Below are 19,967 nucleotides of genomic sequence, written 5' to 3' on the forward strand. Positions count from 1 at the left end.
TTATATCATTCAAAATTTTTTTATCGGTATATGAAAAATCTACATTCTCTAATTTTATTTCTTCTATATTTTCTACTATCTTTTCTTCTTCATTTTTTCTTTCATCATTAAATTCAAAAATATCTTTAATTTTTATTATTGAAGGAGAAAAGAAGTTTCTATTTTTGAACAGATAATTCATAAAAGGAGTTATATTAGAATTTATTATACCTATATAAGTTAATATAAAAAATATTTGATCAATACCAATGCTTTTATTTAAAATATAAGAAATATAAAACCAAATAAATATCATTGAATAATAAATATAATCTAAAAAATTGAAAGGAAATAAAAAATTTGATAATTCTTTTGTCCAAATTCTTTTAAATCCTAAATAAATAGATTGCGAATTTTCTTCAAATTTTTCTAATTCATAGTCTTGTGATAAAGTTGATTTTATTTCTAATCTTCCTTCCAAAGAATCATTAACATAACTAATTAATTTTCTCGAACTTTCCATTAAATTACTATAATCTTCAAATCCAGGTATTTTACCTTTATTTTTTTCCATAGAAGGCCTCAAAAAGATATATATATAAATAATAAAATATATTATTGAAATAAAAGAAGATACAATATCTATAAAAGATAATATTATTATCGCTGTTATTGATATCAATATTGAAAATAAACTGTTTATACTTTGTAAGTTTAATGATTGAGAAGCTCTTTGTGTATCCGTTGAAATAATTTCTGAATAGTATGAACTTCCATCTTTTTTAATAGTTTTTTCTTTTGATAAAAATATTTTTTTATAAAGTTTTTCTTTATAAGATTTTTCTATTTTATAAGAAAGTATAGAAGATATATAATCTAATATATAATTTAATATTAAACTTGAAGTGTAGAGTATTCCAAACAATAAAATTAAATTTAAGGCCATTTTATTTTCTAAATTTGAAATCAAATCTTTATATATAAATGGAATATATAGATTAATTCCAATTACAATGGCTGCACCAAAAAATAAAACTGTGAAAATAATTTTTTCTTTTTTATTTAAATTTTTTGACATCCAAATAAGATTTTCAAATTCTTTTTTGGTATTTATTATAAATTTATTTTTCATAAAAAACTCCTTTAATAATTTAATAAATTAATATAATCATCTAAAAAATATTTTTGAGGTATACATGATTTCTTTTTTTTAATTTCTTTTATATAATTACAACCTCCAAGACATAATGGAAGAACTTTACATTTTTTGCATTCATCATCTAAACTCAATTTTTCCGAAAAGGTATTTTTATGTTTATAAAAAAACAAGTTACCGTCATTATTTATTTGGCCTATAATATTATTTTCGTTAAAATCTGTTCCTGTGCATATTATTAATTTAGAATTAGGTAAAATAAAGTAAGTGTTTTTTGTTCCTGCTTTACAAGAATTGTATTTATCTTCGTAAAACCAATGATCTACATTAAATCCTAAATTTTTTATATATAAATAAAAATTAATTATTTTTTTTATAATTATTGTTTTTTCTTCTAATAAACCAGGAGATTTTTCTGGATTTTTATGAATAGGATTTAAACTTATTATTATTTTATTTTTATAATTTAAGAAATTTTTTAAAAAATTTAGATTTTCTGTTTTCATATCACTATAAATATTGATTCTTAAAGTTAAGATTATATTGTTATAATTTTTTAATAAATTTATTAAATTTTCAAAAATTACTTTAAAAGTATTAACATTTTTATTAATCTTTAAAAAACGATTTTTATTATGAGTCTCCTGATTACCATCAAGAGTTACTTGAAAGAATTTAATATTTAAATTTTCTACTAGATTTTTAGTTATTTTATTTGATAAAATATATCCATTTGTGACAATTGATGAATTAAATTTTATGTTTGAATAATTATTAATTATATAAGAATTTACATCATTAATTTTATTTAATGATAATAAGGGTTCGCCACCAAACCAAGAAAGATTTAAAGTTTTTTTATCTTTTATATTTAAATCAATAAATTTAAATATTGAATTTATATTATAAGAATCAAAATTTATTTTTTTATGATGTTGATAACAATAGCTACATTCAAAGTTACAATTTAATGTTGAAAATAAAATTAAATTTAATGTATCATTATTTTTTATTTTGTTTAATATCAAATTATTTATGAAAAATTCTTCTGAAAAATTATCTTCAATTAAAAATTTATTTTCAGATAAAATATTCAATAAATCTTTAGAAATTTTTTTATTGGGAAAGTTTAAATTTATTAATAATTCGTTTTTTATATCTGAAGAAAAGATTATTATAGATTTATATAATAAATTACATAAAATGTAATCATTATTATTTACTTTTTTTATTACATTATAATTAGAAATTTTCATGATAAACCTCCAATACTCAATAAAATATTTATTTATAATATTTATATAAAACTATAAGGTGCTTTTAAGCACCTTATAGTTTAACAGCCAAAACAATTACCATTTCCTGGTTCAACTTTATCTTTTTTATCCCCAGATATGTTTATTGGTCTAGAAATTACTTGAACCTTTTTATTCATAATTTTCACCCCCATTTTTCGTTAAGGTTTATTAATAAAATTATACATATTTTTATATGGTAGTCAAGTTGTCTTACGAATATTTGAAATTATCATTAATAAAGAATTTTTATTTTTTTATTTTTAAATAATAGTTCGAATATGGCACTATTTTTTATTAAAATAAAAATAATACCTTTAACAAATAGAATTTAAAGGTATTTCAAAGTTTGAAAAATTAATTTATTTTTAAAAATGGAATGTTTTTTTTTAGTTAATTTTAAGTTAATTTCTGATAACTTTAAATTGATATAATTTTTATTTGAAAATTATATTTGATTTTTAAAAATATTTATATAATCTTTTGAATTTTTCATTAAATATTCATGAGAACCAGAAGCGGTTATTTTTTTATCATTTAATACGAATATTTTTTCACAGTATTTTATTGTAGATATTCTATGGGAAAGTATTATTATTATGCTATTGAGAGATAATAATTTATTCATAATATTTTTTTCATATATAGAGTCTATTCCAGAAGTTGCTTCATCGAGAATGATTATATCTGGATTTCTTAAAAAAATTCTTGCAAGGCCTATTCTTTGTTTTTGACCTAATGATAAATCTCCAAATCCTTCTCCTATAAAACTGTCTAATGATAGATTTAATCCACATATGTTAAGAATATCAGTTATTCTTTCTTTTTCAGTTTTTATACCCATCGTTATATTTTCATATACTGTTCCTTGGAATATGTGAGGATTAGAGCCTGTATAAAGTACTTTTCTTTCAAATTCTTTTACACAAATATTGGTGATATTCGTGTTGTTTATATATATTTCACCATTTTGGGGATATATAAATTTTAATAAGATATTTGCTAAAGTAGATTTTCCACTTCCACTTTGCCCGACTATAGCTATTTTTTGGTTTTCTTGAATTATTAAATTTATATTTTCTAATATAGGATGATCTTTTTTATAATAAAAATTAATATTTTTGAATTCTACTTTATTTATCTTTTTAAAAGAAATACTTGAATCATAATTCATTTTTGTTTCTGTTAAATTGAAAAAATCAATTATTTTTTCAGCTATAGGAATAGTTTTTAAAGTGGAATTCCATATATAAGATATTCTTTCTATATTATTGTATAAAGTACCAAGATAAGAAAAGACCGCTATAACAACACCTATTGAGGTTAAATTTTTCTTTATTAATACTAATCCTAAACCGAGAAACAATAATGGTAATAGCGTTGAAAGATACTGTTGTATTCCATAGTTTAAAGTTTGGTACTTTGCAAGTGGTTTAACTTTTGATATCCATTGTTGAATAAAATTTTTAACTTTTGATATAAAAAATTTTTTTGAATTATATATATTTATTTCTTGTGAGCCATCTAAAGTATCTCTAAATATTTCAATAGTTTTTGAATAGTCTTCTCTTTCAGATCTTGATGAATCTTGTAATTTCTTTATATAACCACTCATAGAAAAATAATATAATAAGGTTGATAATAATGCCATTATTCCAAAGATATAATTAAAAGACCAAATTATTATTATACCTATTATAAAATTTAATATTTCAAGTAATATAGCATAAAATGCTGATATAGAACGTCCAACTTTTTCTGTATCTGAAATAGCTATTGATAGTATTTTACCTCTTCCATTTTTATCAAAATAAGAGAATGGAAGATTTAAAGATTTTATCAGTATTTTTTCTTTTAATTGAGCTCCAGCAAGAGATTCTGAAATGTTACTAATATATCCAGATATTATTTCTATTAAAATACTCAAAGTTGAAGCTATTAAAATATATATTAAATATAATATGATTTTTTTTAATTCAAATTCTCCTATATTATCAAAAAGAACTTTTAGCATTATTGGAATTATTAATGTAAAAAAAATCTCAAATAATCCAAGAGTAAATAATGAAATTTGATATTTTATATTTGTTTTTATAAGATTCAAAAAAAATTTAAAAGTTTTTTTATTCAAGATATTTCACTCCACATATTAATAATAGAATTTATATCTCTTTTTTCTATTTATAAAATTTTTAGATACAACAATTTCTAAAGTTAATAGAAATTTATTTTCATTGATTAAGTTTAATCCATGTTAAGTATTGTTAATAAAATTATACATAATTTTATATGGTAGTCAAGTGATTTTGTAAATACTCAAAATCATTATTAATAAAGAGTTTTTGTTTTTTTATTTTTATTGAATATTTTGAATATGGCACTATTTTTTAATAAGATAAAAATAATATCTTTAAAAAATAGAATTTAAAGGTATTTCAAAGTTTAATGAATTCATTTGTTTTCGAAAATAGAATATTTTTTTAAAATTAATTTAAGGTTGTTTTTATGTTTAGTTTTTTTTGTTTAGATTTTATATTAAAATAAATATAATGAAGATATTTTTGGAGGTGTTGTTTTGATAAAAAATAGAGATTATTTTTTAAATAATGCATTATATACGGCTAAGAATATACTTGGGGATATTTTAGTTTTGAAAAAAGATAACTTTGTCTTTGAATTTAAGATAGTCGAGACAGAAGCATATTGTGGAATAAAAGATAAGGCTTGTCATTCTTATGAGGGGAAAAAAACAAAGAGAAATCTTTCTATGTACAAAAGTGGAGGGCATATCTATGTATATATGATATATGGAATGTATTATTGTATGAATATAGTGTGTTCTAAGGAAAATGATCCTCAAGCAGTTTTAATAAGAGGGGTAGAACCTTTAAATCATTTAGATTTTTTAAAGAGAATAAGAAATGTTAAGAAAGTAAAAGATATAAGTAATGGACCTGGAAAGTTATGTATGGCTTATAAAATAGATAAGAATTTTGATGGTTATGACCTTTTGGACTCCAAGGATTTATATTTGAGAAGAGGAAATAAAGCCTTTGAAGTGGTGGAGTCCAAAAGGATAAATATAGATTATTCTGAAGAGTTTAAAGATAAACTCTGGAGATTTTATATAAAAGATAATGAATTTGTATCAAAAAAATAGTTATATTTTTTTATTTTTTTTATTTGTATGAAAATATATTATTAAAGCAGCTATTATTATTAATGAGTATCCACCAAGACTTAGTATATCTGGAATTGAATCAAACATAAAATATCCAATTATTCCTGAAAAAAGAACATTCGTATAATTTAATATAGATATTTCACCTGCTGGAGCAAGTTTGTATGAAATTGTTAAAGTGAATTGACCTATTACAGCAGATATTCCCACTAAAAGCATTATTAATATTTGAAATAATGTCATTGGTTTGTATTGAATTATCATAACTGGTAATGTAGTTATACTTGAAAAAAATGAAAAGAAAAATACTATAGTATAGAAAGATTCTTTATTTCCAAGATATCTGACTGTTGTATAAGCACCGGCTGAGAATATTGCTCCAAAAAGCCCTATAATGGCTGGCAGTATATCAAAATTGAATTGTGGTTTTATTATCATTAGAGCGCCTAAAAAAGCTATTATTAATGTAGGAATCTGTATTTTTGAAAAATTTTCTTTTAAAAGAAAGTAAGCAAAGATACTTACAAAGAATGGATTTAATTTGTTTATCATAGAAGCATCTGCAAGTAATAAATGATCTAAGCTGTAAAAGAATGATATCATTCCAAGAGTTCCTAATGCTGATCTGATTATTAAAAATTTTAGGTTTTCTCTCTTTCCAAAAAAATTTTCTTTTTTTCTATATATTATAAAGCCCGTTATTATTACGGCTATTAGATTTCTAAAAAATGTTTTTTGGAATGTTGGAAGATCTCCTGCAAGTTTTACAAATGCTCCCATAAAAGCAAATGCGAGTGATGACAATAACATTAAAAGTACTGCTTTCTTTTTATTATCCATAATTCACCTCTTATAATATATAACTAATTTTATTATAGACTTTTTTTGTCAATCTCTTGTTAAGTGAATAAAGCTTTCTATTTAATATGTCTTTGTTTAAACTTTGCAATTTTCTGATTTTCGTTACCTTAATTTAAATTTTGGTGTTCAATTTTAACTTTTTGTACATCTTAATTTAGTTTTTATTTAATGAAATATATATAACATATTAATGTTGTGTGAAGATAAAATTTAGAAAATTTCAGAGGTGTTAATATGAAAGAGATTATGTTTAAAGCTTGGGTAGAAACATGGGAAGAAATATATGGTCAAAACCTTGTTAAAGAGGTTCTAAAAGAATTTTCACTTGTTTCTGAAAATGGAAAATCTGTATTAAAAGATTTAGAAGATAGTATAATATATAAAATTCTTGATAAAATGAGTATTAAAACAAAAAAACCTTTGAAAGATCTTTTATTTGAAACTGGAACTAAGAATGTTAATACTTTCTATAAGATGTATGCACCTTTTTTTAAGAAAAAAGGAATATTATCATTTATGTCTGTTATGGATTTTGTACATAAATCTATTGCTGGAAGGATAAAAGGCTCTAAACCACCTAAAATAGATTTTGAGTATATAGATAAAAATAGTGCTTATGTCGTTTATAGGAGTGAAAGAAAATACCTTAATTATTATTTTCTTGGAATGTTGAGTGGAGCATCACAACATTTTGAAGATCCCATAGAGTATGAAATTATTGAAGAAAATAATGATGATGGTTCTTATTTAAAAGTAAAATTAAAAGCTTCAAAGCAATATGGAGAAAGTATAATTTTGAAATTTTTTAAAATTCCAGGTCTTTCGTCGAAAAAGGGAAGCTTTATCATGTATATGTATTCTTTATTTATTAGTTTTATTATAAATTATTTTTCTATATCCTACGTTTTTAAATCCTTCATAGAGTCTATTCCAATTTCTATATTTCTTTCTTTCAGTATATCAACTTTTTTTTATATAATTTTTCTTGTATATAAAAATGCTTTTGAAAAAATAATAAATAAAAGTATTGAAAATATGGCTAAATTTAATTTTGAAGATCCAGTAATGATATATGGAGATAAAGTCATAAATGATAATAATAAAAAAGTTAATAATTTTAGAAGAAAAAATCAAGAAATATTTACTGAAATGATGGTCGATGTTGATCAGATAGAAAATTTCACAGAGAATATAGTAGATTATTCTAAAAACATAAAAGAAGATACTCAAGAATTAAAAGAACTCGTTGGAGAAGTGAAGAAAAGTTCAGAACTTATTTCAAATGATTCTCAAGATATATCTTCTATTATTAATAATAATTCTCAAAAGATAAATGATATTCTCGGTAAAGGAGATAGCATTTCTGATACTCTTTTGAAAAGTATAGAACTTTTAAAAAAGAATGATAAAATTGTTTTAGATTCTTCAGATGAAATTATTGAAATGACAGAAAGATTTAATATTTTGATGAGTGAGAGTAAAGAGGTTCAAAAAGATACACTCAATACTCTTAAAGTAATTGATTCTGTGACTTCTATAGCAGAACAAACTAATTTACTTGCATTGAATGCAGCAATAGAAGCTGCTAGAGCTGGAGAGTTGGGAAAAGGGTTTGCCGTTGTTGCTGATGAGATAAGAAATCTTGCCGAAGAATCTAAAAGATCGGCTTCTGATATTTCTAAAGTAATAGTTAATATTTCAGATAGAATTAATAATCTAACAGAAAGTATACTTTCTGAGTATAATAAATCAAGAAAAGAAGCAGATAATCTTAGTAAATCTGTTGAAGAGAGTGCAGAGAAAACTATTCAGCTTGAACATCTTTCATTAGAAGTAAAAAATGTTTTTGATACTTTATTGGAAGAAGGAGAAGAACTTCAAAAAACTGCCATAAATATAGAGAGTCTCATGGCAACATCACAAGAAAATTCGGCTGTTTCAGAAGAAATGTATAGTTCATTAAAAGAATTTATTATTCGTCTAGATAGCATATTTGATAGTCTTGAAAAATCAAAATTTTTTATAAAAGAATTTACGAATAAGTTTTCTAATATAAGATATTAATTTTTTGGACCACTTTTAGTGGTCTTTTTTTTGTATAATTACCATACTTTTTGTATAATATATATATAAGAAAAAGGGGGAAAAAATTTATGAATTGGAATATCTTAGAAAAAAACTATAATAAAGATGATTATATTAAAAATGAGACAATTTTTGCCCTTGCAAATGGATTTTTAGGTATTAGAGGGAGTTTTGATGAAGGAAATATTATAGGACATGATGGAACATATATAAATGGATTTTATGAATTAAATGATATAAAATATGGAGAAAAATTCAAAGGCTATCCAAGTCAAGGACAAACTATGGTCAATGTGGCAAATACAAAAAGAGTGAATATCTTTTTTGATGATGAAAAATTTGATTTAAACACGGGTGAAATAATAGAATATGAAAGAAATTTGGATATGAGAGAAGGGATTTTAAAGAGAGAAATAAAATGGAGGTCATCTCAGGGTAAGATTATAAGATTAATTTTTGAAAGATTTGTGAGTTTTAAGGAAAAGGGTTTAATATTTTATAAGTATAATATAATTCCATTGAATGGAAGTGTGAAAGTGTCTTTTGAATCTATTTTGGATGGAGGAATTAGAAATTATTCTAATCCTGATGATCCAAGAGTTGCAAGCACTTCTGAAACGGTTTTTGAAACTATTGAAAACAAAACTTTAGATGATGATTTATATATATATCAAAGAACAAAAAGAAGTAAAAAAGAATATGGTGTTTATTTGAAACATAGAATTTTAAAAGGAGATTTGACAAGAAAAAGATATTATTCTAAAGATGATTCTTCAAGTATTATATTTGATTTTAATTTGAGAAGAAATGAGAGTGTTTCTATAATTAGAAATGCGTTTTATTCTTTAGGAGGTTTAAATTTTAAGCTTTTTGAATATTTAAAAGAAAAGTCAGAGGAAGCTTATGAAAATGGATATGATTATTATTTGGATTATCAAAAGAAATATTATAGCGATTTTTGGAATAATTGTAATGTTGAAATTGAAGGTGATGATAAACTTTTACAAGGAATAAGATTTAATATGTTTCATATACTTAATTCAACGGGTAAAGATGGTATAACAAATATAGCGGCAAAAGGATTGACTGGTGAAGGATATGAAGGACATTATTTTTGGGATACTGAAACATATATACTTCCATTTTTTATATATACAAATCCTGAAATAGCTAAAAAATTGATTGAATTTAGATATAATACCTTAGATAAAGCTAAAGAAAGAGCTTTACAAATGAATCATAAAAAAGGAGCTTTGTATCCTTGGAGAACTATAAATGGATATGAATGTTCATCATATTTTCCAGCTGGTACTGCACAGTATCATATAAATTGTGATATAGCAATATCTATAAAAAGGTATTTTGAAAGTACAAATGATGAAAATTTATTGGTGAAATTTGGAGCTGAAATACTTTTTGAGACTTCGAGACTTTGGATGGATACGGGATTTTTTATAGATGGAGAATTTAGAATAAATGGTGTTACTGGGCCTGATGAATATACTGCTATAATTAATAATAATTATTATACAAATATAATGGTTAGTGAAAGTCTTAAGTTTTCTGTTTATGTTTATAATTTTCTGAAAAAAAATTATAATAAAGAGTTTATAAAACTTATAAATAAAATAGACTTGATGGAAGAAGAAGTTGAAGAATGGATAAATGCATCTGAAAATATGTTTTTGCCATATGATAAAAAACTTCAAATCAATGCACAAGATGATAGTTTTCTTAGTAAACCTGTATGGGATCTTGAAAAAGAAAAAAATTTTCCTTTACTCTTACATTATCATCCACTTGTTCTTTATAGATATCAAGTTTGTAAACAAGCTGATTTAATACTTGCAGAAGTTCTTTTGAATTATAAGTTTGATAAGAAACAAATAAAAAAGGATTATGATTATTATGAAAAAATAACAACTCATGATTCTTCACTTTCAACTTGTATATTTTCAATTGCCGCAAATTATATAGGATATTTAGAAAAAGCTTATAATTATTTTATGATGACTGCAAGGACTGATTTGGATAATCATCATGGGAATACTAAAGATGGAATTCATGCAGCCAATATGGCTGGTACATGGTTAGGCTTGACTATGGGGTTTGGAGGCATGAAAGTGTATAATGATAATATATATTTTGAGCCTAAAGTGCCTAAAGCTTGGAAAAAATATTCTTTTAAAATCTTATATAAATCAAGAAGAATAAAAGTAGAAGTTGATAAACAATATATAAAATATTCTCTTGAGAAAGGAGATCCTGTCAATATATATCATTTTAATAAACATATACTTTTACAGAGTTCATATAAGTTAAAAAATAGATGAATTAAAAAGGGGGATTAGTATGAATCAAAATGGAGTTATGAAATTTATATACGGTATAATTTTCATATTTATAGGGCTTTTAATATTTTTTAGAGGATATATAAATGTAAATATCTGGGAGTATATATGGCCTTTATTTATTTTGTTGGCTGGATTTGGTTTTGAAATTAGTTATTTTGGTAATAGAAGACAAGATCCAGGGATACTTGTTCCAGGTGGAATATTAACATTTTTGGGAATTTTTTTCTTTTTTAATGCCTTTACCAGATTTTCATATATGGATACATTATGGCCTTTATTTATATTTGCTCCAGCTGTAGGGCTTTTTCAACTTGCATATCATTCTAAAAATAGAGCGGTTATGATACCTGTTTATATATTAACGGGTGTTTCATTTGTTTTTTTGATGATAAATATTGCTGGAACTAAAGTAGGTTCTTCTTTGATAGGTGCAGGGCTTGTAATTCTTGGAGTATTGATACTATTAAATATGAAAAAAGAAAATAGATAAATCGTTTAAAGAATATCTCAAAGTAACTATATTCATTATATCTATTTCTTGAATGAAACGGAGTGAAAAAGATGGCTCAACAGTATACAAAGAAAATGATACGTGATGTTTTTGTTCAAATGCTAAATGAAAAGCCATTTGATAAGATTACAGTGAAAAATATAGTTAATAAATGTAAAATTAATAGAAAAACATTTTATTATTATTATGAGAATTTATATTCCGTTCTTAGAGAGATATTTGAAAGCGAAATAGAAGATGTTATAGCTCAATATAATGAAACTCAATCTTGGGAAGAGAGTTTTATATTCGCTGCGAGGTTTTCTTTAGAAAATAAAAAAGCAATTTATCATGTTTTTAACTCAATACATAGAGAAGAATTGGAAAGATATCTTTATACTATTGCAGGTAATGTTATGTTTAGATATGTAGAAGATATAAATAAAAATATTCAAGCGAGTGACAGAGATAAGAAGATTATTGCCTCATTTTATCAAAGTGCTCTCACTAATATGGTACTTCATTGGATTGCAGATGGTATGGTTGAAAAACCTGAAATCATAATTCGACGTATAGGGGCTTTATTTGATGGCAATATATCTGAATCCCTTAAAAGAAGTAAGAAATTACCCTAATAAAATTAAATTTATTAATCAAATACAAAGCAGTGTCCAAAAATCGGACACTGCTTTGTATTTGACCGTAGTAATAATTTGATCACATTGCTATAATAAAAATGAATGAGATGTTTTAAATATGAAGCGAAAAAAGGAGGTTTTTTTATGTATTATAGTAATGGGAATTATGAAGCATTTGCTCGTCCAGAAAAACCTGAAGGAGTAGATAAAAAATCAGCATATTTAGTAGGTTCAGGATTGGCATCACTGTCAGCAGCTGCATTTTTAATTCGTGATGGTCAAATGAAAGGTTCTAATATTCATATACTTGAGGAATCTGATATTTCAGGGGGAGCATTAGATGGTATAAATGATCCACAAAAAGGTTTTATAAGTCGTGGTGGACGTGAAATGGATAATCATTTTGAGTGTTTATGGGATTTGTTTCGTTCAATTCCTTCAATTGAAACGGAAGGTATAAGTGTTTTAGACGAATATTATTGGTTAAATAAGCATGATCCAAATTATTCATTGATGAGAGCTACAGAAAACAGAGGTGAAGATGCTCATACTGATGGGAAATTTGAGCTTTCAGAAAAAGCCTCTATGGAAATAATGAAAGTATTTTTTATGCGTGAAGAAGATCTTTATGATAAAAGAATAAATGATGTTTTTTCAGAAGAATTTTTTTCATCTAATTTTTGGTTGTATTGGTCAACTATGTTTGCATTTCAAAAATGGAGTAGTGCGCTTGAAATGCAGAGATATATAAAAAGATTTGTTCATCATGTTGGCGGACTTCCAGACTTTAAGGCTTTAAGATTTACAAAATATAATCAGTATGAATCTCTTGTATTGCCTTTGATGGAATATTTAAAGAGTTATGGTGTTGATTTTCAATACAATGTAGCCGTTACAAATGTTATTTTTGATATTGATAAAGATAAAAAAGTGGCAAAAAAAATAATTTGTACACGTGATGGAAGAGACGATGAAATATCTTTAACAGAAGATGATCTTGTATTTGTAACTAATGGTAGTATAGTTGATAATTCAACACTAGGTGATGATGACCATGTACCAGAAATAAATTATTCAGAAGGTAATTCTTGGAAAGTTTGGAAAAATATTGCAGCACAAGATTCAGTGTTTGGTCGTCCAGAAAAATTTTGTAATAGTATAGAAGAAACAAATTGGGAATCAGCCACAGTTACAACTTTAGACAAAAGAATACCAGAATACATAGAAAAAATATCAAAAAGAGATCCATTTAGCGGTAAAGTCGTTACTGGTGGTATTGTTACGATTAAAGATTCCAATTGGTTGATGAGTTGGACTGTAAATCGTCAACCTCATTTTAAATCACAACCTGATGATCAAATTGTTGTATGGGTTTATTCTTTATTGACAGATGTTCCAGGCAATTATATAAAGAAGTCTATGAAAGATTGTACAGGTAAAGAAATAGTTCAAGAGTGGTTGTATCATCTTGGAGTACCTGAAGATCAAATTGAAGAAATGTCTGAAACTGGAGCTCATTGTATTCCATGTATGATGCCTTATATAACGGCTCATTTTGCACCAAGAGCTGAAGGAGATAGACCAAATGTAGTACCAGATGGATGTACTAATTTTGCATTTATTGGTCAATTTACAGAAACACCACGTGATACAGTATTTACAATAGAATATTCTACAAGAACTGCTATGGAAGCTGTTTATACTTTATTGAATATAGATCGTGGAGTACCGGAAGTTTATGGCTCTAAATATGATGTTAGATGTTTGCTTGATGCAACATCAAAGATGAGAGATGGTAAAAAAATAACAGATGCGGGACTTTCTCTTGAAGCAAAACTTGCAATTAAGAAAATAAAAGGTAAGATAGCTGGTACTGTAATTGAAGATCTTTTAAAAGAATATAATTTGATATAAGAATAAAACCTTCTTTGATTTAAATCAAAGAAGGTTTTTTTATGGCTCCGGCTGAGGGATTCGAACCCCCGACCTAATGGTTAACAGCCATCCGCTCTACCGCTGAGCTAAGCCGGATCTTTTGTTTCCGAAGAAGATTATATCACTAAAACAATTGTTTGACAATCAAATTTAGGTAACGAAAATATTAATTTTTTTTAATATTATAGGTAGTTTTGAAATCTTATATTGTTATATAATGTTTCATATAACTCTTTTTTATTTGCATAATTATTTTTTATTAGTTCATTTATTAGTGAATTTAAACCATTTAACTCTATTTCTTTGCTTAAATTTTCTATTTCATATAATACTATAGATTCATTTTCTATTTCTTCATTGTTCAATATAGAAATTTTTCTTTCTAGAGCATTTATTATTTTTTTATAATCTTTTTTAGTAGCTTTTTCAGAGTGTAATATTTCATATTTTGAGAATGATTTTTCTATATCCTTTTTAAAGTTAAAATTTTCTATTTTTTCTTTGTTTATTTTTGAAGGAATTATTATAATAAACTCCGTACCTTTTTCAGGGGTTTTTACTTTTATAGATCCACCATGCATTTTTATATAATGTTTTGATATAGATAAACCTATTCCAAGTCCATCTCTTCTTCTTTTTAAATAATTATCTGTTTGAAAAAAATCTTCGAATAGTATATCCATATCTTCTATATTTATTCCTGGACCATCATCTTTTATAGTTATTATAGTATCCTGTTTATTTTTATCTATTATTACTTCTATTTGACCATCATCTGTAAATTTTATTGCATTGTCTAAAATCTCTTCTAAGATTCTTTTTATTTTGTATTTATCTATCAAAATTTCTTCTGGATCATTCATTACTTTTAAGATGAATTTTAAAGATTTTTTTTCACATAATGATTCAAATTTAGAAGATACTGTCATTATAAAGTTGATCATATCAATTTTTTCAATATTTAATTTTGGACCATCATTTTCTGATTCTGATTCTATTTTTGCCCTTTCATGAAGTCTTTCAAACTTGTTTAAAAGGTCATAAGAACTGTTTTTTATCATTTCCAACATCATTTTATTTTCTTCTGAAGTGTTTATTTTTAATTGTGAAGAATAACCTATTATTGATTGTAAAGGAGTTCTTATTTCATGTGATAATATTTTTAATATATTGCTTTTAAATTCAGAAGATTTTTTTGCATTGGTTTCTGATATTTTTAACTCGTTTATAGTTGTGTCGAGACTTTTGTATAGGGAGTTAAATTCTTTACTTATCATTTTAAATTCATCATTTCCGTCATAATTTATACTTTTTTCATTTTTCATTCTTATAGATTTTATACCTTCAACTATAGTGTTAATGGGTGTTTTTATTTGATTATCGAGATATGCACTGATCATTTTTATTATTATAAAAGATAATATTATAAAAAATATAGCTATAAATATTATAAAATCTTTGAATTGATCTAATATATTAGAATTTATTAAAACATAATAAGATATAAAATTATTTGATGAACTTTTTATTTCATATCTTTCATAGTTTAGTCTTATACTTTTTATATTTTCAGATAAAATATTATCTATATTTTTTTTGAAAATTATTCCAGAAGGATAATAAATATCGTTTTTGATTCTAAGTATTACATAGTATTTTCCAAATTCATTTTCATTGTTTAAAATATTTATAAAGTGATTTATATTTATTCCATATATATATTTATCACCTTGAAAGTATTGATAAGATATTAGATAATCTTTTTTATCTAATTTTATTGTTGATTGTGAATAATTTATATTTGATATTTTTTCTTCTTTTTCCAAAAAGTTTTTGTATAGATATTTATCAGTTTTTGTGTTATATATGAAATCAAGAGTTTGAATTGAATTGGGTTTTTCAGTCACATAGTTTCTAAATTCATCAGACATTGTTAAGAAAACATTATTAATAATATTTTCTTTATTTCTAAATAAAATATTCAGATTATTTTGAACATTTTGCTTTATAATTCCATATGTAACAAGAAAAATAGTTGTTATTAAAATTAATGAGTATATAATAAAATTATAGTTTATTATTTTAATGATTTTTTTCGAAAAATTTTCTATCATCATTTCACATCCTTATGGAGGTATTTATATGCATTTAGAAAGAGTTGTTGACGTTTTTTTAGAATTAGCAAGACAATTGTATTATCATGGTTCTAATGCAACAGAAATAGAAAAATATATATCAGATGCGGCTCTTGCATATAATTTAGAAGTACAAATAGCTTCTATAGGGACTGTAATATATTTAACCGTTGTTGATAAAAAAGGAAAATCTATAACGAGAATAGAAAGAATTCAAAATACCTCAATAGATTTTAATAAACTTGAACAATGGGAAAATCTTATTAAAAAAATGATTTCCGAGACGCCTCCTATATCTTTTGTTAGAGATGATATATTGATACTTAAGTATGAACAGAATAAGATCATAAGGTCTATGCCTATAAATATTATAGCAGTTTTTATAGCATCTTTCTCATTTTCATTTGTTTTTAAAGGAGGATTTTTTGAAGGTATTGCTTCAGGTACTGTGGGTACTATAGTATATCTTTTAACTATGAGGATTAAAAATAAAATTTTTAAAGATTTTATGGCAGGGTTTTTACTTCATACTTTGATAAAAATATTATCTTTGTATTATTCAATAAATCCTTTTCCAACTTTAGCTGGAGCTGTTATGGTTTTTGTTCCTGGTTTGTTATTAACTAATGGTATAATGGAGATTGGAGACAGAAATTTGGTTTCAGGAAGTTCTAAGTTGTTAGAAGCCATTTTTGTTCTTGGAGCTCTTGTTATGGGAGCGGGTATTTCCGCAGCATTCTGGAGGTAATTTATGTGGATTCGAGTATTTTTTTCTTTTTTAGCTACAGGGTCTTTTGCAGTTATCTTTAATACACCTAAAAAACATATACCTTTTGCGGCTTTAACTGGAGCTATAGGTTGGTTTTTTTATGAGGTCTTTAAAGAAGCTTATGGCTTTGAAAGTGGAATAATTTTTGCCTCTTTGAGTGTTGGTTTTACTTCTTATGTTATGTCAAAAATTTTTGATACTAACGTTCATCCATTTATTACAGCTGGAATAATACCACTTGTGCCGGGTGCAACTGCTTTTTTTACATTTCAATATTTTATACAGGGAAATCTTGAAGAAGCTTCAAGTTATGCATATCAAACTTTTGTTGCTGCTTTTGGTATAGTGATAGGAATTGCAGCTTCTTTTAATGTTGCAGATTTGATAAGTAATAAACTTAAATCTCAAAAATTTATTAATAAGAAAAAATAATATAATTTTTATATAGTATGAGGAGGATTCGTAGATGGATATAGGAAAAAGGTATACACCGCATGAATTAGAAAATAAATGGTATAAAATATGGCAGGATAAGAGAGCTTTTGAGCCAAATAATAAAGGAAAAGAGTCGTTTACTATAGTCATTCCTCCACCAAATATAACTGGCAAATTACATGTTGGACATGCTTTAAATATTACATTACAAGATATTTTGACGAGATATTATAGAATGAAAGGTTATGATACTTTATGGTTGCCAGGTGAAGATCATGCTGGAATAGCTACTCAACATGTTGTTGAGAAACATTTGAGAGCCACTGAAGGAAAAAGAAGAGAAGAGTATGACAGGGAAGATTTTGTTGGTAGAGTATGGGATTGGGCCAATGAATACAGAGATCATATAAGAGAGCAAATAAAGGGCCTTGGAGCTTCAGTAGATTGGTCAAGAGAAAGGTTTACACTTGATGAAGGACTCAATGAAGCTGTGAACAAGGTTTTTGTACAACTTTACAATGAAGGTTTAATATACAGAGGGAAATATATAGTTAATTGGTGTCCAAGTTGCGGTACTGTTTTAGCAGATGATGAAGTTGAACATGAGGATGAAAATGGACATTTGTGGAATATTAAATATCCTATAAAAGATGAAGATGATTTTATAGTTATTGCAACAACAAGACCTGAAACAATGCTTGGAGATGTTGCAGTGGCAGTTCATCCTTCTGATGAAAGAAATAAAGATAAGATAGGTAAAAAAGTAATTTTGCCATTAATTGGTAGAGAAATAGAGATAATTGCTGATCCCTATGTAGATCCTGAATTTGGAACGGGATTTGTTAAAATAACACCTGCTCATGATCCAAATGATTATCAAATTGGCATAAGGCATGATCTTGAACAAATTCAAATAATGGATGAACATGCTAAAATAAATGAAAATGGTGGTATATATAAAGGGCTTGATAGATATGAAGCCAGAAAAAAAATTGTACAAGATTTGGAAGAACAAGGATATCTTGTTGAAATTCAAGATCATAAACATGCAGTAGGGCATTGTTATAGATGTAATACAACTGTAGAGCCATTTTTGATGGATCAGTGGTTTGTTAAGGTTAAACCGCTTGCTGAAGAAGCTATAAAGGCTGTTGAAAACAATGATATAAACTTTTATCCAGAAAGATATAAAAAAGTTTATTTGAATTGGATGAATGAAATAAGGGATTGGTGTATTTCGAGACAACTTTGGTGGGGTCATAGAATACCTGTATGGTATTGTGATGATTGTGGTGAAATAAATGTTTCTGAGAAAGCTCCGGATAAATGTCAAAAATGTGGTTCAAAAAATCTTATTCAAGATAGTGATGTCTTAGACACCTGGTTTTCATCAGCTTTATGGCCGTTTTCAACTCTTGGTTGGCCAAATAAAACAGAAGATGTTGAAAGGTTTTATCCAACGACAACATTAATAACGGCTTTTGATATTATATTTTTTTGGGTTGCGAGAATGATAATGATGGGAGAAAAGTTTATGGATAATAAGCCTTTTTCCAATGTCTATATAACGCCTTTGGTTAGAGATAAAAAAGGAAGAAAAATGTCTAAATCTTTAGGTAATGGTATAGATCCTCTTGAAATAATAAAAGAATTTGGTGCAGACCCTTTGAGGTTTACACTTGCTATACTTGCAGCTCAAGGAAGAGATATAAAACTTGATAACAAATCTTTTGAGCCATATTCTAAATTTGCAAATAAAATATGGAATGCTACAAGATTTGCACTTTTAAATCTTAAAGATTTTGAAAAACTTGATAATATGGCATTTGAACAATTAAAGGTTGAAGATAAATGGATTCTCACAAGGATGAATAGAACAATAAAAATTGTAGATAAGGCTCTTGAAACTTTTAATTTTAATCATGGAGCAAAAGCTATATATGATTTTGTATGGAGTGAATTGTGTGATTGGTATATAGAATCTGTTAAACCAAGATTATTTTCAGAGGGTGAAGATAAAAAGATTGCTCAGAATGTTATTTTACATGTTTTTGATAATGCATTGAGACTTTTACATCCATTTATGCCTTATGTATCAGAAGAATTATGGCAAGCATTACCAATTGAAAAAGAAGAACTCTTAATAACGAGTCATTGGCCAGAATATGATGAAGAAACAGTTTTTGAAAATGATGAAAATCTATATATAAAAATAATGGAAAGTGTTAGAGGTATTAGAAATGTAAAAGCAGAAATGAATATCCCTTCAAGTAAAAAGACTGATATGATGTATAAAGAGTTAAAAGATTCTTCATGGATAGATTTGAATAAAAATCTTATAAAGAATCTTGCAAATATAGATAATATTAATAAAGTTTCTATTAAACCAGATAAATCTGGAACTGCTTTTGTAGATGAAAATGTAGAGGTATATGTTCCACTTGGTGAATTGATCGATGTGGATGCCGAAAAAGAAAGATTAACTAAAAAAATAGACAAACTTGAGTTAGAAGTTCAAAAAATGAATAAAAAACTCTCAAATAAAAATTTTATAGAAAAGGCAGATCCAGAAGTTGTTGAAGATGCAAAAAGAAGATTAGAAGAAGGTCAATATCAACTTGGTAAGGTTAAGAAACTTTACGAGGAGTTATAAT

The 19,967-nt window shown here is 25.3% G+C and carries 14 protein-coding genes and 1 tRNA gene; 9 read left to right on the plus strand and 6 right to left on the minus strand.

Features of this window, described 5'->3' with window-relative positions; genetic code table 11:
- The 3 genes from C7380_RS13470 to C7380_RS04085 form a co-directional block, all read right to left on the minus strand.
- On the minus strand, positions 1 to 1,111 hold a 1,111-nt coding region (locus C7380_RS13470; RefSeq protein WP_158274774.1), incomplete at its 3' end, for an ABC transporter transmembrane domain-containing protein.
- Between the two features lie 11 nt (positions 1,112 to 1,122).
- The gene (locus C7380_RS04080) at positions 1,123 to 2,391 is read right to left on the minus strand and encodes a radical SAM/SPASM domain-containing protein (protein ID WP_109604210.1); all 1,269 of its coding nucleotides are present in this window, start codon (positions 2,389 to 2,391) and stop codon (positions 1,123 to 1,125) included.
- 487 nt (positions 2,392 to 2,878) lie between these two features.
- A complete protein-coding gene (locus C7380_RS04085; RefSeq protein WP_109604211.1) occupies positions 2,879 to 4,561 on the minus strand; it encodes an ABC transporter ATP-binding protein in 1,683 nt (560 codons plus the stop codon).
- Positions 4,562 to 5,005: 444 nt separating this feature from the next.
- On the opposite strand from C7380_RS04085, the gene C7380_RS04090 reads away from it, so the two are divergent.
- On the plus strand, positions 5,006 to 5,590 hold the full coding sequence (locus tag C7380_RS04090; RefSeq protein WP_206050514.1) for a DNA-3-methyladenine glycosylase: 585 nt from the start codon (positions 5,006 to 5,008) through the stop codon (positions 5,588 to 5,590).
- Here C7380_RS04090 and C7380_RS04095 read toward each other — a convergent pair whose 3' ends face one another.
- The gene (locus tag C7380_RS04095) at positions 5,591 to 6,451 is read right to left on the minus strand and encodes a DMT family transporter (protein WP_109604212.1); all 861 of its coding nucleotides are present in this window, start codon (positions 6,449 to 6,451) and stop codon (positions 5,591 to 5,593) included.
- Between the two features lie 255 nt (positions 6,452 to 6,706).
- On the opposite strand from C7380_RS04095, the gene C7380_RS04100 reads away from it, so the two are divergent.
- The 5 genes from C7380_RS04100 to C7380_RS04120 all read left to right on the plus strand — a co-directional run bounded on the left by C7380_RS04100 (position 6,707) and on the right by C7380_RS04120 (position 13,953).
- Positions 6,707 to 8,536: a heme NO-binding domain-containing protein gene (locus C7380_RS04100; RefSeq protein WP_109604213.1), complete on the plus strand. Its 1,830-nt coding sequence runs from the start codon at positions 6,707 to 6,709 to the stop codon at positions 8,534 to 8,536.
- Between the two features lie 89 nt (positions 8,537 to 8,625).
- Entirely contained in the window at positions 8,626 to 10,890 is a 2,265-nt protein-coding gene (locus tag C7380_RS04105; protein ID WP_109604214.1) for a glycoside hydrolase family 65 protein, read from the plus strand.
- A gap of 19 nt (positions 10,891 to 10,909) precedes the next feature.
- A complete protein-coding gene (locus C7380_RS04110; RefSeq protein ID WP_109604215.1) occupies positions 10,910 to 11,401 on the plus strand; it encodes a hypothetical protein in 492 nt (163 codons plus the stop codon).
- Positions 11,402 to 11,472: 71 nt separating this feature from the next.
- On the plus strand, positions 11,473 to 12,036 hold the full coding sequence (locus C7380_RS04115) for a TetR-like C-terminal domain-containing protein (RefSeq protein ID WP_109604216.1): 564 nt from the start codon (positions 11,473 to 11,475) through the stop codon (positions 12,034 to 12,036).
- A gap of 147 nt (positions 12,037 to 12,183) precedes the next feature.
- The gene (locus C7380_RS04120) at positions 12,184 to 13,953 is read left to right on the plus strand and encodes an oleate hydratase (RefSeq protein ID WP_109604217.1); all 1,770 of its coding nucleotides are present in this window, start codon (positions 12,184 to 12,186) and stop codon (positions 13,951 to 13,953) included.
- A 42-nt stretch (positions 13,954 to 13,995) separates the two neighbouring features.
- Here the strand turns inward: C7380_RS04120 and C7380_RS04125 are convergent.
- Together C7380_RS04125 and C7380_RS04130 are read right to left on the minus strand one after the other, a co-directional pair.
- Positions 13,996 to 14,070 (minus strand) — tRNA-Asn (locus tag C7380_RS04125).
- Between the two features lie 86 nt (positions 14,071 to 14,156).
- A complete protein-coding gene (locus C7380_RS04130; RefSeq protein WP_158274775.1) occupies positions 14,157 to 16,088 on the minus strand; it encodes a sensor histidine kinase in 1,932 nt (643 codons plus the stop codon).
- A 28-nt stretch (positions 16,089 to 16,116) separates the two neighbouring features.
- Between C7380_RS04130 and C7380_RS04135 the strand changes: the two genes are divergently transcribed.
- From C7380_RS04135 to C7380_RS04145, 3 genes are read left to right on the plus strand one after another with little or no spacing between them, the layout of a single operon-like run.
- Positions 16,117 to 16,857 (plus strand): threonine/serine exporter family protein, encoded by a 741-nt coding sequence (locus C7380_RS04135; protein WP_158274776.1) that lies wholly within the window; start codon positions 16,117 to 16,119, stop codon positions 16,855 to 16,857.
- 3 nt (positions 16,858 to 16,860) lie between these two features.
- Positions 16,861 to 17,310 carry a threonine/serine exporter family protein gene (locus tag C7380_RS04140; RefSeq protein WP_109604220.1) on the plus strand — a complete coding sequence of 150 codons (450 nt, stop codon included), beginning with the start codon at positions 16,861 to 16,863 and terminating at the stop codon, positions 17,308 to 17,310.
- A gap of 34 nt (positions 17,311 to 17,344) precedes the next feature.
- Positions 17,345 to 19,966: a valine--tRNA ligase gene (locus C7380_RS04145; protein ID WP_109604221.1), complete on the plus strand. Its 2,622-nt coding sequence runs from the start codon at positions 17,345 to 17,347 to the stop codon at positions 19,964 to 19,966.
- Position 19,967 lies beyond the last annotated feature (1 nt).

The sequence above is a fragment of the Oceanotoga teriensis genome, from assembly GCF_003148465.1.
Classification (GTDB): Bacteria; Thermotogota; Thermotogae; order Petrotogales; family Petrotogaceae; genus Oceanotoga; species Oceanotoga teriensis.

Excerpts from the sequence above, each read along its gene's own strand:
- C7380_RS04140 (WP_109604220.1), top strand. The coding sequence starts at position 16,861 with ATGTGGATTCGAGTATTTTTTTCTTTTTTAGCTACAGGGTCTTTTGCA.
- C7380_RS04145 (WP_109604221.1), top strand. The coding sequence starts at position 17,345 with ATGGATATAGGAAAAAGGTATACACCGCATGAATTAGAAAATAAATGG.
- C7380_RS04105 (WP_109604214.1), top strand. The coding sequence starts at position 8,626 with ATGAATTGGAATATCTTAGAAAAAAACTATAATAAAGATGATTATATT.
- C7380_RS04080 (WP_109604210.1), bottom strand. The coding sequence starts at position 2,391 with ATGAAAATTTCTAATTATAATGTAATAAAAAAAGTAAATAATAATGAT.
- C7380_RS04135 (WP_158274776.1), top strand. The coding sequence starts at position 16,117 with ATGCATTTAGAAAGAGTTGTTGACGTTTTTTTAGAATTAGCAAGACAA.
- C7380_RS04100 (WP_109604213.1), top strand. The coding sequence starts at position 6,707 with ATGAAAGAGATTATGTTTAAAGCTTGGGTAGAAACATGGGAAGAAATA.
- C7380_RS04115 (WP_109604216.1), top strand. The coding sequence starts at position 11,473 with ATGGCTCAACAGTATACAAAGAAAATGATACGTGATGTTTTTGTTCAA.
- C7380_RS04110 (WP_109604215.1), top strand. The coding sequence starts at position 10,910 with ATGAATCAAAATGGAGTTATGAAATTTATATACGGTATAATTTTCATA.
- C7380_RS04120 (WP_109604217.1), top strand. The coding sequence starts at position 12,184 with ATGTATTATAGTAATGGGAATTATGAAGCATTTGCTCGTCCAGAAAAA.
- C7380_RS04130 (WP_158274775.1), bottom strand. The coding sequence starts at position 16,088 with ATGATAGAAAATTTTTCGAAAAAAATCATTAAAATAATAAACTATAAT.
- C7380_RS04095 (WP_109604212.1), bottom strand. The coding sequence starts at position 6,451 with ATGGATAATAAAAAGAAAGCAGTACTTTTAATGTTATTGTCATCACTC.